This window comes from Bradyrhizobium sediminis (assembly GCF_018736105.1).
Taxonomy (GTDB): Bacteria; Pseudomonadota; Alphaproteobacteria; order Rhizobiales; family Xanthobacteraceae; genus Bradyrhizobium.
The window spans coordinates 453774-468221 of sequence record NZ_CP076135.1; the positions used below are offsets into that span (position 1 = coordinate 453774).

The window sequence follows — 14448 nt, forward strand, 5'->3', positions numbered from 1 at the left end:
GGTGCGCGGCCCTCAACCGTCGAGGGCCTTCCGGATCATCGCGGCCATGTCCGACTTGCGATACGGCTTGGCCAGCAGCAGGACGCCGGAGTCGAGCCGGCCGTGATGGATGATCGCATTTTCGGTATAGCCGGAGGTGAACAGCACCTTCAGGTCGGGCTTGGTCTCTTGCAGTTCGTTGGCGAGCTGGCGGCCGTTCATGGCGCCGGGCATGATCACGTCGGTGAAGAGCAGGTCGAATTTTTTGCCGGCCTCGACGATCGCCAGCGCCTCGGCGGCATTGGCCGCATCCAGCGTGACGTAACCCAGGGAATGCAATTGCGTCAGCACATAGTCCCTGACCAGCTTGTCGTCCTCGACGACGAGGATGGTCTCGCGGCCGCCTTGCACGGCGGGTGCGAGGCCGGCATCGGAAGCGAGCAGGGCTCCGCTGGCCGGCGGCAGATACATCTTGATCGTGGTGCCGTGACCCTCCTCGCTGTAGATCATGATGTGTCCGGCGGACTGCTTCACGAAGCCATAGACCATGCTGAGGCCGAGGCCGGTGCCCTTGCCGGGCTCCTTTGAGGTGAAGAACGGGTTGAACACCTTGTCGAGCGTGGCGGCGGGGATGCCGGTTCCGGTGTCGCTCACGGCGATCAGCACGTAGCGTCCGGGCCGCACGTCGCTGTGCATGTTTGCGTAGCTTTCGTCGAGAACGGCCATGCTGGTTTCGAGGATGAGCTTGCCGCCGCCGGGCATCGCGTCGCGGGAGTTGAGCGCGAGATTGAGGATGGCGGTGGCAAGCTGATTGGGATCGACCGTCGCCATGCAGGTTTCGTCCTCGAATACCGATTTGATCTCGATCTGCTCACCCAGCGTCGGCCGCAGCAGTTTGGCGGTGTCGATGATCAGCGTATTGACATCCGTCTCCCGCGGCTGAAGCGGCTGCCTGCGGGCGAATGCAAGCAGATGCTGGGTGAGATCCGCGCCTCGCGACGCGGCTTCGTCGATCATCCTGGTGATGGCGGCGAGTTGCGGCTCCTTGGCGACCGCGTCGGCCAGAATTTCGATGGTGCCGGTAATGACCGTCAGGATATTGTTGAAGTCATGTGCAATTCCGCCGGTGAGCTGGCCGACCGCTTCCATTTTCTCGGCCTGGCGGATCCGGTCTTCCGCCGCGATCTTGTCGGTCAGGTCGCGGATGAATCCGTTGAACACGACCCCGTCGCGGCGCCGCAACGCGGTGATGCTCAGTTCGACCTTGACCTCTCTGCCGTCGCTTCGCAGCGCTTCGATCTCGATACGGCGTCCGAGGACCGGGCCTTCTCCGGTGCGCATGAAGCGTTCCATGCCCGCATTGTGATCGGCGCGGTGGCTCTCCGGAATGATCAGGTCACTGAGCTTTTGCCCGAGCGCTTCGCCGTGCGACCAACCGAAGATCTTTTCCGCCTGGGAATTCCAGTTTCGAACGCGGCCGCTCTCGTCGATCTGGACGAAGGCGTCGAGCGCGGTATCGATGATGCCGCGCGCCAGTTGTTCGCTTTCGCGCAGAGTTTCCTGGGCCCGGCGGCTTTCGGTCATGTCGCGGCCAACGAAGAAATACCGCCTCACCGGTTCCGACCATGTGCCCATCCAGGACAGCGTCACGATCCGCCCGTCCTTGTGGAGGTAGCGTGAATCGGTGTTCCGCGCGCGTTTTCCGCGACGCGCCAACCGCATCTCCTCGCGGCTGATCTCGAGGTCGTCAGGGTGGAGGAATTCGCTGGCGTTGCGGCCGATCATTTCTTTCGGCGTAAATCCCAGAATGGCCTCGGAGCTCGGGCTCACCTGAACCAGAACGCCCCTCGGATCGATCACCAGGATCAGGTCCTGGGAAGTCTCGAAGATGCGGCGGCGCTCTTCGATCTGCTGGCGGAGCGCGTGCTGGGTTCGTCTGTTTTCCGTGATGTCGCGGGCGGTCTTCGATGCGCCGATGATCTCCCCCGACGGCGACTTGATCGGCGATATGCTGAGCGAAACCTCGACAGTGCGGCCATCCTTGCGCAAGCGCTCGGTTTCGTAATGCTCGATCGTTTCGCCCCAGCCGATCCGGCGCAGGAGGTCATGTACCTCCGCGATGCGGGTGGGCGGCACGATCAGGTCGATGCTCTTGCCCACCGCTTCCGCCGCGGAATATCCGAACAGCCGTTCGGCGGCCGGGTTCCAGCCGGTAATCGTGCCATCGAGGGATTTCGTCACGATGGCGTCGTTGGAGGATTCGACGGCGGCGCTGAAAAGACGCTCGCGCGCGGCGTAGTGGTCGCGCGCGGCCTCGGTGCGGCGGTGGTCCTGAACCTCGCGCTCGAGTGCGGCGGTTTTTGCATTGGCTTCGTCGATCACCCGCGCAAACGCCCGTGCGAGCACCCCCGTCTCGCCGCCCGCGTCGACCGGAATGGCGGCTGGTCCCCTGCCGCCGGCCCCTTCGACGGCGGCCGTCAATCGAATGATCGGCCGGGTCAGCGACCTCGCGATCAATACGGCGAGCACGGCCGCGCACAGCACCGCGATCAGTCCGACCTGTATCGAGCTGTTCTGGATCGCCGCGGCCGGCGCCATGATGACGGCGTTGGGGACGCTCTCGATCACGCCGACCCATTCCCTGCCGGCCAGAACCGCGGGAGCCACTGCTACGCCGCCCGGCCGTCCGGCGCGATCCGCCACGGCCCGCGCCACCACCTGTGTCGTTCCGGGCAAATTCGCCAGGTCCGGCAGGTCGGTCTGCCAGTTGGCCGCCGTGCCGGTCTGCGAGCCAAATTCCCGGGCCGGATCGGGGTGGACGAGATAGTCGCCGTGGCCATTGACGACGTATATCGCTCCACCCTGCTGCGCCGATGACCGGACGCGATCCAGCGCCGGCCGCATGTCGACGTCGACGATGACGATACCGAACGGTTTGCCGTCGGGCGCGAAAACCGGCGTCGCGACCCGCAGCGTCGGAACATGCGGTATCTCGACTGCGCCGTTCTCCTCGTTCAGATGGATCGACGAGACGTATGTCTCACCTGGTTGCAGCCCGATCGTGTTCTTGAAATAGGACCGGTTGCCGGCTCGCTGCAAGTCCGCGTCGGGTGCGATCCGAACCGCTCCGTTCGGGCCTGAGCGATCGACACGGACGACTTCACGCCCGTCGTTTTCGATTCCGATGATGCGGAATCTCGAATAAGCGGGTTTGGCTTCGAGTTCGGCCGCAAGGCGTTCTGCGATCCGCTTGAGCCAGGTCGCTTCGGAGGTGCCGCCGACGGGATCGATGCCGCCGGCCAGATGTCCGCGGATGTACGCATTCAAGCCGGGCGCAGACCGATAGCTGGCGACATCGCCGCGCGCCCCCGCCGTGTGGGATTCGAGATCGGCCGCAACCAGCCGCGAATGCGTTTCGATCCGATCGAGGGCGCGCGGCAGCAGCGCTTGCTCGAGATTGCGATAGCTCAGCCACCCGACCGCGGACACCGTGATCGTAACCAGCAAGATCATGGCGATGGATAGTCTGGTTGTCAGCGTCATCTCTGGTTTCGCACCATTACCATGCCGTCGGCGCGCACAGCTGAACGGAACGGGCAACGTCGTTTGGCATCACAGGCCGGAAGCGACGTCACCGGCTGCGATGGATGATGACGATGGACGTTTTGCTGCCTCGAGACAACCGGCAACGGCCGCCAGCAGGGCGGCCGGTTTGAAGGGTTTTTGCAGGCTCCTGACCGCGCCAAGCTTGGTCGCCATGGCCAGGAAATCCGGCCCCGAACCGGCATCCCAGCTGACCGGATTGCCGGAGATGACGACGATCGGGATCCGCGGCTGCTGTTGACGAACCCGCCGCATGGTTTCCAGACCGTCCATTCCCGGCATGAAGATATCGAGAAACAGCAGGTCGAAATTTCCGGTTTCGAAAATCGCCAATCCATTGCGGCCATCGCCGGCGACGATGACACTGTGGCCGGCCCGTTCCAGCAGAAGCCGGATCGTCGCTTGCACTGCACTATCATCGTCCACGACCAGGATTTTTGCCAAGGCCGGCTGCTCCGCTTCGAATCCAGAATCAAGTCCACGGCAAGTTGAAAAAGACTTGCCGAATTCGCGTTCCTGCGCAAGCACTTCCGGAGACGGGGGAAACGCGGCTGCGGTTGAAGACGATCGCCGGAATCGCCTGATCTGCCCGGTTCGGCGCAGGCGACGGAGAGGTTGCCGGGCCGGGGGGTGGTTCGCGCATCCGGAACGGGACTTGCTCCGCATGGACCGCCTGTGAGATGACCCGTGGGGTCTCGAACAGGTGTCATCATGGAAAAAGACAAAAGCCCGGAAACGCTCCGCAGCGCGCGCTGGTTCGCGCCCGACGATCTCAGAGCCTTCGGCCACCGCTCGCGCGCTATGCAGATGGGCTACGCGCCGGAGGAGTGGAAGGGCCGCCCGGTGATCGCGATCCTCAACACCTGGTCGGACGCGCAGCCCTGCCACATGCATTTCAAATCGCGCGTCGACGACGTCAAGCGCGGCGTGCTGATGGCGGGCGGCTTCCCGATGGAATTGCCGGCGCTGTCGCTGTCGGAGTCCTTCCTGAAGCCGACCACCATGCTCTACCGCAACATGCTGGCGATGGACGCCGAGGAACTGCTGCGCGGCCACCCGGTCGACGGCGTGGTGCTGATGGGCGGCTGCGACAAGACCACGCCGGGCCTGCTGCTCGGCGCCACCTCCATGGGCCTGCCGACGATCTATCTGCCGGCCGGGCCGATGCTGCGCGGCAACTGGAAGGGCAAGACGCTGGGCTCCGGGTCGGACGCCTGGAAATACTGGGACGAGCGCCGCGCCGGGAAGATCTCCGACAAGGACTGGGTCGATGTCGAGGCCGGCATCGCCCGCAGCTACGGCACCTGCATGACCATGGGCACTGCATCCACCATGACCGCGATCGCCGAATCGATCGGCATGACCCTGCCGGGCGCCTCGTCGATTCCGGCCGCCGACGCCGGGCATATCCGCATGGCTTCGGAATGCGGCCGCCGGATCGTCGACATGGTGTGGGAGGATCTGACGCCGCAGAAGATCCAGACCCGCAAGGCGTTCGAGAACGCCATCACTGTAGCGATGGCGATGGGCTGCTCGACCAATGCGATCATCCATCTGATAGCGCAGGCGCGCCGCGCCGGCCAGGACGTCGGGCTCGACGATTTCGAAATCGCCAGCCGCAAGGTGCCTGTGATCGCCAATGTGCGGCCCTCCGGCGACACCTATCTGATGGAGGATTTCTTCTATGCCGGCGGCTTGCCCGGGCTGATGAGCCGGATCAGGCCGCACCTGCATCTCGACGCCATGACCGTAACCGGCAAAACGCTCGGCGACAACATCGCGCGCGCCGAAGTCTACAACGATGACGTGATTCGAAACCTCGACAATCCGATCTATGCCGAGGGCGCGCTGGCCGTGCTCAAGGGCAACCTCGCGCCGGATGGCTGCGTGATCAAGCCCAGCGCCTGCGAGCCGCGCTTTCTCAAGCATACCGGCCCCGCGCTGGTGTTCGACGATTACCCCGCGATGAAGAAGGCGGTCGACGATCCGGATCTCGACGTGACCGCCGATCACGTCATGATCCTGCGCAATGCCGGGCCGCAGGGCGGGCCGGGCATGCCGGAATGGGGCATGCTGCCGATCCCCACAAAACTGGTAAAGCAGGGCGTGCGCGACATGGTGCGGCTGTCGGATGCGCGCATGAGCGGCACCAGCTACGGCGCCTGCATCCTGCATGTGGCGCCGGAATCCTATATCGGCGGACCCCTGGCGCTGGTGAAGAACGGCGACCGCATCACGCTCGATGTCGCTGCCCGTACCATCAATCTCGATGTGCCGGAAGCGGAATTGGCCAAACGCCGCGCCGAATGGAAGCCGCCGGAACCGCGCTACGAGCGCGGCTATGGCTGGATGTTCACCAGGCACATCAGGCAGGCCAACGAGGGCTGCGATTTCGATTTCCTCGAAACCGGATTTGGCGCGCCGGTCGATGAGCCGTCGATTTATTAACACCGTCATTCCGGGATGGTCCGAAGGACCAGATCCGGAATCTCGAGATTCCCCGATGCGCAATTGCGCATCTGAGGTTCGCGCTTCGCGCGCCCCCGGAATGACGGGGAAATCAGGAGCAAGCATCCATGACCATGCTCAGCGACGTCACCCGCGCAAAACTCAAAACCATCTCGACCGCCACGGTGGCGACCGCGCTGTTCAAGCGCGGCTTCCGCACCCAGTGCATTCAGGACGTGCATCCGCTTTCTCCCGATCAGCCGACGCTGGTCGGGGAGGCCTTCACCTTGCGCTACATGCCGGCGCGCGAGGATCTCAACAAGCTCGACGTGTTCCGCGACCGCTCCCATCCGCAGCGCAAGGCTATCGAGGACTGCCCGCCCGGCGCGGTGCTGGTGATGGACAGCCGCAAGGATGCTCGCGCGGCATCGGCCGGCGCCATCCTGGTGACCCGGCTGATGCAGCGCGGCGTCGCTGGCGTCGTCACCGACGGCGGCTTTCGCGACTCCGCCGAGATCGCAAGACTCGGCTTTCCCGCCTTTCACCACCGGCCGAGCGCGCCGACCAACCTGACGCTGCATCAGGCCATCGAGATCAATGGTCCGATCGGCTGCGGTGACGCGCCGGTGTTTCCCGGCGACGTCATCCTTGGCGACAACGACGGCGTGATCGTGATCCCGGCGCATCTCGCGGACGAGATCGCCAACGAAGCCTTCGAAATGACCGCGTTCGAGGATTTCGTCACCGAACAGGTGCGCCATGGCCGCGGCATCTTCGGGCTGTACCCGGCGACCGACGAGCAGACGCTGATCGATTTCGCGGCATGGCGAAAGCAGACCGGAAGATAGCCGCCGCTCACAGCATCTCCGGCCTGAACAGCTTGCGGTATTTGCGGGTATTGGCACCGGAGATCATGAACTCGCCGTCGCCGCGGTAGTGGATCGTCTTCGGATATTTGGGCGAGGCCGCGACATGCGCCTTGACCACCTCAAAGACGAACATGTTGTACTTCCTGACTTGGCTGGCATCGACCAGCCGGCATTCGAAGCTAGCGTAGCATTCGGCGATCAGCGGCGCACGGACGTGGGCACCGGGCTTCGGCGTGAGCCCGAAGGCGTCGAACTTGTCGATGTCGCGCCCCGACGAATTGCCGATTCGGACCACGGCGGCAGCTATTTCCTCGGTCGGAACGTTGATCGCGCATTGCCGGCTCCTGCGGATCATCTCGAAACTGTGGTTGGCGCTGGAGATGATGCAGCCGACCAGCGAAGGCTGAAACTCCATCGGCATGTGCCAGCCCATGGTCATGATGTTGGTCTCGTCCTTGTGCGCGGAACTGACCAGTACGACCGGCCCCGGTTCGAGCAGGCGGCGGACGTTTTCGACGGGGAAGTCGGTCTTGGTGTATTTCGGCATGGTCCCTCCATCCGGCTACGAAATCCCTTGCCTCGCCCCGCTTGCGGGGAGAGGTCGGCGCGTAGCGCCGGGTGAGGGGGACTATCCGCGAGTCCGAGTGCGCGGAGAGAGCCCCTCACCCCAACCTTCTCCCCGCGAAGAGCGGGGAGAGGGAGCCGCTCACGCCTCGCTTTTCTCCGCCATCCCGACCGCCCACAGCGCAAACGCGTAGGCGATCGCGACTTCGTCGAGCCGGTTGAAGCGGCCGGAGGCGCCGCCGTGGCCGGCGCCCATATTGGTGCGCAGCAGCACCGGGCCGCCGCCTCGCATGGTGGCGCGCAGCCGCGCGATCCATTTCGCCGGCTCCCAATAGGTGACGCGCGGATCGGTCAACCCGCCCATCGCGAGGATCGCCGGATAATCCTTCGCCGCGATGTTGTCATAGGGCGAATAGGACAGGATGGTGCGAAAATCCTTTTCGCTTTCGATCGGGTTGCCCCATTCCGGCCATTCCGGCGGCGTCAGCGGCAGGGTGTCGTCGAGCATGGTGTTGAGCACGTCGACGAACGGCACCTCGGCGACGATACCGGCGAACAATTCGCCGGCGCGGTTGGCGACCGCGCCCATCAGCATGCCGCCGGCGCTGCCGCCATGGCCGACGATGCGCTTGGCGCCGGTGTATTTTTCCGCGATCAGCGCCCGCGCCGAGGCCGCAAAGTCATCGAACGAGTTCGTCTTCTTCTCGCGCTTGCCGTCGAGATACCAGCCCCAGCCTTTGTCGGCGCCGCCGCGGATATGCGCGATCGCATAGACGAAACCGCGGTCGACCAGCGACAGCCGGTTGGCGGAGAACGAGGCCGGCATCGCCATGCCGTAGGAGCCGTAGCCGTAGAGCAATAGCGGCGCGGTGCCGTCGCGCTTGAGATCCCTGGCGTGCAGGATCGACACCGGCACCAGCGCGCCGTCATGCGAGGGCGCCATGATGCGGGTGGTGACATAGTCGGCGGGGTTGTGGCCGGACGGAATTTCCTGGCGCTTGCGAAAGGTTCGGGTGCGGGTCGCCATGTCGTAGTCGTAGACTTCCGACGGCGTCGTCATCGACGAATAGGCAAAGCGCAGATTGGTGGTGTCGAATTCGTAGCCGCCCATGGTGTCCAGCGAATACGCCGCCTCGTCGAAGGCGATAGCGTGCTCCTCCGAAGTCTTGAGATCGCGGATGACGATCGCAGGCAGCGCATTGGCGCGTTCCAGCCGCACCAGGTGGCCGCTGTAGAGCTCGATATCGAGGATATAGATGCCGGCGCGGTGCGGGATCAGGTCGCGCCAGTTGGCGCGCTCCGGCGAGGCCAGCGGCGCGGTGACGATCTTGAAGTCGATGGCGTCGTCGGTGTTGGTGAGAATGAACAGCTCGTCGCCGCGGTCGGTGACCGAATACTGCACGCCTTCCTCGCGCGCAGCGACCACGCGCGGCGGGGAAGCCGGATCGGCGAGATCGACCAGCCGCTGTTCGGAGGTTTCGTGGTCGCCGCCTGATATCACGCAGAAGCGGCCGCTGGTGCTCTCATGGATATGGGTGAACCAGCCGGCATCGTGCTCTTCATAGACCAGCACGTCGTCGGCCTGTTTTGTGCCGAGGCGATGCAGCCAGACCTGCATCGGCCGGTGGTTGTCGTCGAGCTTGACGTAGAGGAAGGCCTTGCTGTCCGCGCTCCACACCACACCGCCGTCGGTCTCCTCGACGATGTCGTCGAGGTCGCTGCGATCGGCCCAGTTGCGTACCCGGATCGTAAAATATTCCGATCCCTTGATGTCCGCGCTCCAGGCTTCAAGCTTGTGGTCCAGCGAATGCCGGCTGCCTCCGAACTTGAAATAGTCGTGGTCGGCGGCGAGCTTGTCGCCGTCGAGCACGATCTCGGTCTCGCCGCCGCCTCGCGGCATGCGGCCGAACATCTCGTGCTGCCCGCCCTCGCGGAATTTGCGCAAATAGGCGTAGGGACCATCCGGCGCCGGCACGCTGGAATCGTCCTCCTTGATGCGGCCGCGCATTTCCGCGACCAGCTTCTTCTGCAGGGCAGCGGTGTGGCCGAGCAGGCTTTCGGTGTAGTCGTTTTCCGCCTCGAGATATTTCCGGATGTCCGGGTCCAGCACCGAGGGGTCGCGCAGCACCTCCTGCCATTTGGCATCTTTCAGCCAGGCATAGTCGTCGGCAATGGTAATGCCATGGGCGGTGAAGGAATGCGGCCGGCGCGGCGCCACCGGCGCGGTCTGTGAGACGGTCTTCTTGATCGGTTGTGCCACTCAATCCTCATTTGGTCGGAGCCGCCCCATGTCCCTCCCGTCATGCGCGGGCGTGACCCGCGCATCCATCGGGAAAGAAAGCCCTTCTCAAATGGATGGGTTGCCGGGTCAAGCCCGGCAATGACGATAAGCGGCCGGGGCAAGTATCTTGTCGCAGGATATCGGGTCGAAACCGCGGAATGCCAGATGGGCAATGAGCGCCGGCGCGCGGCTTGTTGGCCGGCCGGTTGTATGGTTAGGCTTTTCGACGATCCCTCCCGAAGGGCCCCATGCTTTTCAACTCCTACCAGTTTATTTTCCTGTTTCTGCCGGTCGCGTTGGCCGGCTATTTCGCGTCCGACCGGCTCGGCAATGTGGCGCCGGTGCTATGGCTGGCGCTGGCGTCGCTGGGCTTCTATTCCGTCAGCGGCTGGCAGTTCGTGCCGCTGTTGCTGGGCTCGATCGCATTCAACTACGCCGTCGGCTGGCTGATGATCTCGAGCCGGCTGCACCCCGCGCCACGCTTTGCGATCCTGGCCTTCGGCGTCGCCGGCGATCTCGCGGTGCTCGGCTATTTCAAATATGCCGGCTTCCTTGCCGCCAATCTCAATGCAATCTTTTCGACCGGCTTCGCGGTCAATGTCCTGCTCCCGGTCGGCATCTCCTTCTACACCTTTACCCAGATCGCGTTCCTGGTCGACGCCTACCGGGGCAAGGTCGCGCGTTACGCGCTGCCGCATTACGCGTTGTTCGTCACTTACTTTCCGCATCTGATCGCGGGGCCGATCCTGCACCACCGGGACATGATCCCGCAATTCGAGCGCGCCGAGGCGAAGCGGCCGGATCCGCATCTGATCCTGTGCGGCCTGATCATCTTCGCGATAGGCCTGTTCAAGAAGACCTGTCTCGCCGACGGCATCCAGCCGCTGGTGTCGCTCGCCTTCGGCCCCAACGCCCCGACCTTCGATCAGGCATGGCTCGGCGCGCTGGCCTATACGTTCCAGCTCTATTTCGATTTTTCCGGCTATTCCGACATGGCGATCGGAATCTCGCTGATGTTCGGGATATTCCTGCCGCTCAATTTCAATTCGCCCTACAAGGCGACTTCGATCGTCGATTTCTGGCGGCGCTGGCACATGACATTGTCGCAGTTCCTGCGCGACTATCTCTACATCCCGCTCGGCGGCAACCGGCATGGCGCCGTGCTGCGTTACGTCAATCTGATGGTCACCATGGTGCTCGGCGGCCTCTGGCACGGCGCGGCCTGGACATTCGTCGTGTGGGGCGCGCTGCACGGCGGCTACCTCTGCGTCAATCACGCCTGGAACCGGTTTGGCCCAGCGGTGGCGCCGCGCTTCGAGCGGGCGGCCGATATCGCCGCGTTCGTCGTAACGTTTATCGCGGTCGTCATCGCCTGGGTGTTCTTCCGCGCCGACAGCATGACGACGGCGCTCTATGTGCTGTCGAAAATGGCCGATCCCGGCAACGTCGCCTTCGGCCGGCTGGAGATCGCCCAAGCCATCTTCATCCTGATCTATGCCGGGATCGCCTGGTTCGCCCCGAACACGCAAACCATCATGGGCTATGACCATGCCAACCGCACCGTCGGCCGTGGGCTGCGGGCGTGGCAGATGCGCCCGCTCTTCATCTACGCGACCGCGGCCGTGCTGGCGTTCGGGATTCTCGGAATCCAGCAGCACAGCGAATTCATCTATTTCAGGTTTTGATGAACAGCCCAGCCAAATACCTGCCCAGGTTCCTGTGCGCGGGCGCTCTCATCATTGCGCTTGCCGTCATGGTCAACTTCGTGGTCGATCCCCTGCAATTATTCCGTCCGGCCCGGCTCTTTGCCGCCATGTATTCGCAGGACAGCCGCATGCAGGACGCCGGGCTGATCCGCAGCCAGCAGTTCGACACCGTCTTCATGGGCACCTCGCTCGCTATTCATTACCGTCAGAGCGATATCGACCGGCATCTCGGCGTCCGCTCGCTGAAGCTGGCGCTGTCCGGTTCGAATTCGAAGGAGCAGAAATTCGTGCTGGAGGCCGCGCTCGAGCGGCATCCCAGGCGGATCCTCTGGCAGATGGACGACTGGATTTTCCGCGATGCGCCTGATGTCGATGCCGACATCTATGTTCCGGTCGATCTCTACCGGCGAAACGCCAGGGGTATCGCCGGTTACCTGTTCAGCGGCAGCATGGCCCGCGAGTCGCTATGGATTGCGTTGCGCTCGATTCCGCCGCTGCAGTCTCTGGTGGCGCGGTTGACCACGGGCGTCATTTTCAAGTTTCCGGTCGCCAACGTCGACGACATCAATGCGCTGCATCCCCGCTTCGACGTTGCCGGCTTCTACAATGCGAAAAGCACACTGGCCGCCTTCAGGCGCATCACCGATCCCGTGCGCAGCCGGTATCTGGCGCAGGGTTACGACTACGACGCCATGATCCGGCACTTCGAGCGCGATGCCGTCGGGTTGATCGAGAAGAATCCGGATGTGCAGTTCGACATCTATTTTCCACCCTATTCGATCCTGCAATTCGTCGCGATGCGGGACGCTTCGCCGCCGACCTTGAAGATCGCCTATGATTTTTCCGCCTATGCCGCGCCGCGTTTGCTGCATTTTCCGAATGTCAGGCTCTATGACTTTCGCGAGGCGAAGGAGATCACCCACGATCTCGGCAACTATGCCGACGTCATCCATCATTCGCCGGCGATCGATCTGAAAGTGCTGTCAATGCTGGCGGAGGGGAAATACCGGCTCGACCGCCCATCGCCGACCGCCTCGCTCGATCGGCTCAAGGCGCAGGTCGAGGCGTATCGGGTGGAGGAGCTTCGGTAGCAGTCGGCCTTTTCCTGAGGAGCGCGCTCTCTTGCGCGCGTCTCGAAGGATGAGAGGCGAGCGCTAACTATTCCGCAACCTTGCCCCGGCGCCGGCGCCGAATACCGGGATGCGGTTGACCGCCAGCACCACCGCGAAGGTGATGACCAGCATCGCGATGCCCAGCACCGAAATCGCGGCAAGGTCGCCGCTTTCGTTGAGGTCGTAGATCAGAACCGAGAGCACCTTGGTCTGCGACGTGAACAGGATGATCGCCGCCGACAGTTCGCGCATCACGCCGATGAAGATGAAACACCAGGTCGCGATCACGCCGGTGCGCAGCAGCGGGGCCGTGATCCGGCGCAGCGACTGCAGCCGGGTGGCGCCGAGGATGCGGCTGGCGTCCTCCAGTTCCGGGTGGATGGTGGCGAACGCCGCCTGCAATTGCTGATAGGCCGATGGCAGGTTGATGGTGAGAAACGCGATCAGCAGGATCCACAGCGTGCCGTACAGCACGAAGGGCGGCCGCGTGTAACTGAGGAACAGGCCGACGCCGAGCACGATGCCGGGCACGGCGACGGGGGCCGTGGCGAGAAAGCCGAGCAGCCGGTGCCCCGCGATGGCCCGGCGCGTGGTGACATAGGCGATCACCAGCGCCAGGATGGTGCCGACGCTGGCGGTCGCGGTGCCCAGGATCACGGTGTTCTTGAGCGCGAGCTGGGTCGACGACAGTTCGGTGAAGACGAAGACGACGTTGTGCAGCGTCGCCGTCGCTGGCGTCACCAGTGTCGTCGCATTCGGCGAGAACGCGGCGTTGAGCAGCGCGAAATAGGGCAGGAACACCGGATTGAGCAGCACCACCAGGCAGAACGCCAGCGCCGCCCAGCGCCACGCCTTCATCTCGACGCGGCGCGGCGCGCCATATTTGCCGCCGACCACCGAATAGCCGCGGCGCCCGAGGATGAATTTCTGCGCCTGCAGCAGCAGGATCGTCAGCAGCAGCAATGGCACCGCGGCGGCGGCCGCAAGTTCGAGCTTCGGTGGATACTGGAACAGGCTCCAGATTTTCGTGGTCATGGTGTGGAAGCCGGCCGGCAGCGCCAGGATCGCCGGTGAGCCGAACAGCGTCATCGCCTGCAGGAATGCAATCAGCGCGCCGGCCACCAGCGCCGGCAGCGCCAGCGGAATGGTGACGCGCCGCGCCGTGGTCCAGGCCCTGCCGCCGAGGATGGCGGAGGCGTCCTCGAGTTCGCCCGGCATGTTGTCGAGCGCATTCGCCACCAGCACGAACACGAAGGGGAAGGTGTAGCAGGAAATGACAAAGATGATTCCGGTCAGCGAATAGATATTGAACAGGTGCTCGCCGGCGTCCTGACCGGTCAGGAGGCGATAGAGCTGGTTGAGCAAGCCGCTGTTGGGCGCCGCCAGCAGCTCCCAGGCCACCGCGCCGAGAAACGGCGGCGTCACGAACGAAGCCGTGACCAGCGCGCGGATGAATTGCCGGCCGGGCATGTCGGTGCGCGACACCAGCCATCCCATCGGCGCGGCAACGGCGCAGCAGATCGCGGCGGAGGAGGTCGCGATGATGGCGGTGGTCAGCAGCGGATCGAGGAAGTCGCGATCCGAGAACAGTCTGACGAAATTCTGCAGGGTCGGATGACCGGCCTTGTCGGTGACGCTGAACAGCGCCAGCCACGACAGCGGCAGCACGATCAGCAGGACCAGCAAGGCGGCGAACAGCGCCAGCACCGGTTTGGTCCAGTCGAATTTGCCCTTGCTGCCGTCGATGGAGGTGATGGTCACTTGCTTGCCGATCCCATAGCCTGATGTTTTTTCGTCATTCCGGGGCGCACAAAGTGCGAACCCGGAATCTCGAGATTCCGGGTCTGGTCCTTCGGACCATCCCGGAATGACGGCAGTAAAACCAT

General features: G+C 63.9%; 9 protein-coding genes. 4 read left to right on the forward strand and 5 right to left on the reverse strand.

Annotated elements, in window-relative coordinates; all coding sequences use genetic code 11:
* Positions 1 to 12: 12 nt before the first annotated feature.
* Together KMZ68_RS02270 and KMZ68_RS02275 are read right to left on the reverse strand one after the other, a co-directional pair.
* Positions 13 to 3522, reverse strand: a complete 3510-nt coding sequence (locus KMZ68_RS02270; protein ID WP_215614297.1) for a PAS domain S-box protein — start codon at positions 3520 to 3522, stop codon at positions 13 to 15.
* Positions 3523 to 3591: 69 nt separating this feature from the next.
* Positions 3592 to 4026, reverse strand: coding sequence for a response regulator (locus KMZ68_RS02275; RefSeq protein WP_215616154.1), 435 nt, complete (start codon positions 4024 to 4026; stop codon positions 3592 to 3594).
* A 267-nt stretch (positions 4027 to 4293) separates the two neighbouring features.
* Here KMZ68_RS02275 and araD point away from each other — a divergent pair, with 267 nt between their 5' ends.
* Both araD and KMZ68_RS02285 read left to right on the forward strand, forming a co-directional pair.
* Complete coding sequence (gene araD, locus KMZ68_RS02280) at positions 4294 to 6030, forward strand: L-arabinonate dehydratase (protein WP_215614298.1); 1737 nt, start codon at positions 4294 to 4296, stop codon at positions 6028 to 6030.
* A gap of 128 nt (positions 6031 to 6158) precedes the next feature.
* Complete coding sequence (locus KMZ68_RS02285; RefSeq protein ID WP_215614299.1) at positions 6159 to 6878, forward strand: ribonuclease activity regulator RraA; 720 nt, start codon at positions 6159 to 6161, stop codon at positions 6876 to 6878.
* Between the two features lie 7 nt (positions 6879 to 6885).
* Here the strand turns inward: KMZ68_RS02285 and KMZ68_RS02290 are convergent, their stop codons facing one another.
* Both KMZ68_RS02290 and KMZ68_RS02295 read right to left on the reverse strand, forming a co-directional pair.
* Positions 6886 to 7446, reverse strand: coding sequence for a flavin reductase family protein (locus tag KMZ68_RS02290; RefSeq protein WP_215614300.1), 561 nt, complete (start codon positions 7444 to 7446; stop codon positions 6886 to 6888).
* Between the two features lie 159 nt (positions 7447 to 7605).
* Positions 7606 to 9723 carry a S9 family peptidase gene (locus KMZ68_RS02295; protein ID WP_215614301.1) on the reverse strand — a complete coding sequence of 706 codons (2118 nt, stop codon included), beginning with the start codon at positions 9721 to 9723 and terminating at the stop codon, positions 7606 to 7608.
* 269 nt (positions 9724 to 9992) lie between these two features.
* On the opposite strand from KMZ68_RS02295, the gene KMZ68_RS02300 reads away from it, so the two are divergent.
* Complete coding sequence (locus KMZ68_RS02300; RefSeq protein WP_215614302.1) at positions 9993 to 11429, forward strand: MBOAT family O-acyltransferase; 1437 nt, start codon at positions 9993 to 9995, stop codon at positions 11427 to 11429.
* Positions 11429 to 12541 carry a hypothetical protein gene (locus KMZ68_RS02305; protein ID WP_215614303.1) on the forward strand — a complete coding sequence of 371 codons (1113 nt, stop codon included), beginning with the start codon at positions 11429 to 11431 and terminating at the stop codon, positions 12539 to 12541. Before KMZ68_RS02300 ends, KMZ68_RS02305 begins: the two co-directional genes overlap by 1 nt.
* Before the next feature lie 63 nt (positions 12542 to 12604).
* On the opposite strand, the gene KMZ68_RS02310 is transcribed toward KMZ68_RS02305, so the two are convergent.
* A complete protein-coding gene (locus KMZ68_RS02310) occupies positions 12605 to 14323 on the reverse strand; it encodes an ABC transporter permease (RefSeq protein WP_215614304.1) in 1719 nt (572 codons plus the stop codon).
* Positions 14324 to 14448 lie beyond the last annotated feature (125 nt).

Bases quoted from the DNA above. Each gene is read 5' to 3' on its own strand.
- KMZ68_RS02270 (WP_215614297.1), bottom strand. From the start codon at position 3,522: ATGACGCTGACAACCAGACTATCCATCGCCATGATCTTGCTGGTTACG.
- KMZ68_RS02290 (WP_215614300.1), bottom strand. From the start codon at position 7,446: ATGCCGAAATACACCAAGACCGACTTCCCCGTCGAAAACGTCCGCCGC.
- KMZ68_RS02300 (WP_215614302.1), top strand. From the start codon at position 9,993: ATGCTTTTCAACTCCTACCAGTTTATTTTCCTGTTTCTGCCGGTCGCG.
- KMZ68_RS02285 (WP_215614299.1), top strand. From the start codon at position 6,159: ATGACCATGCTCAGCGACGTCACCCGCGCAAAACTCAAAACCATCTCG.
- araD (WP_215614298.1), top strand. From the start codon at position 4,294: ATGGAAAAAGACAAAAGCCCGGAAACGCTCCGCAGCGCGCGCTGGTTC.
- KMZ68_RS02305 (WP_215614303.1), top strand. From the start codon at position 11,429: ATGAACAGCCCAGCCAAATACCTGCCCAGGTTCCTGTGCGCGGGCGCT.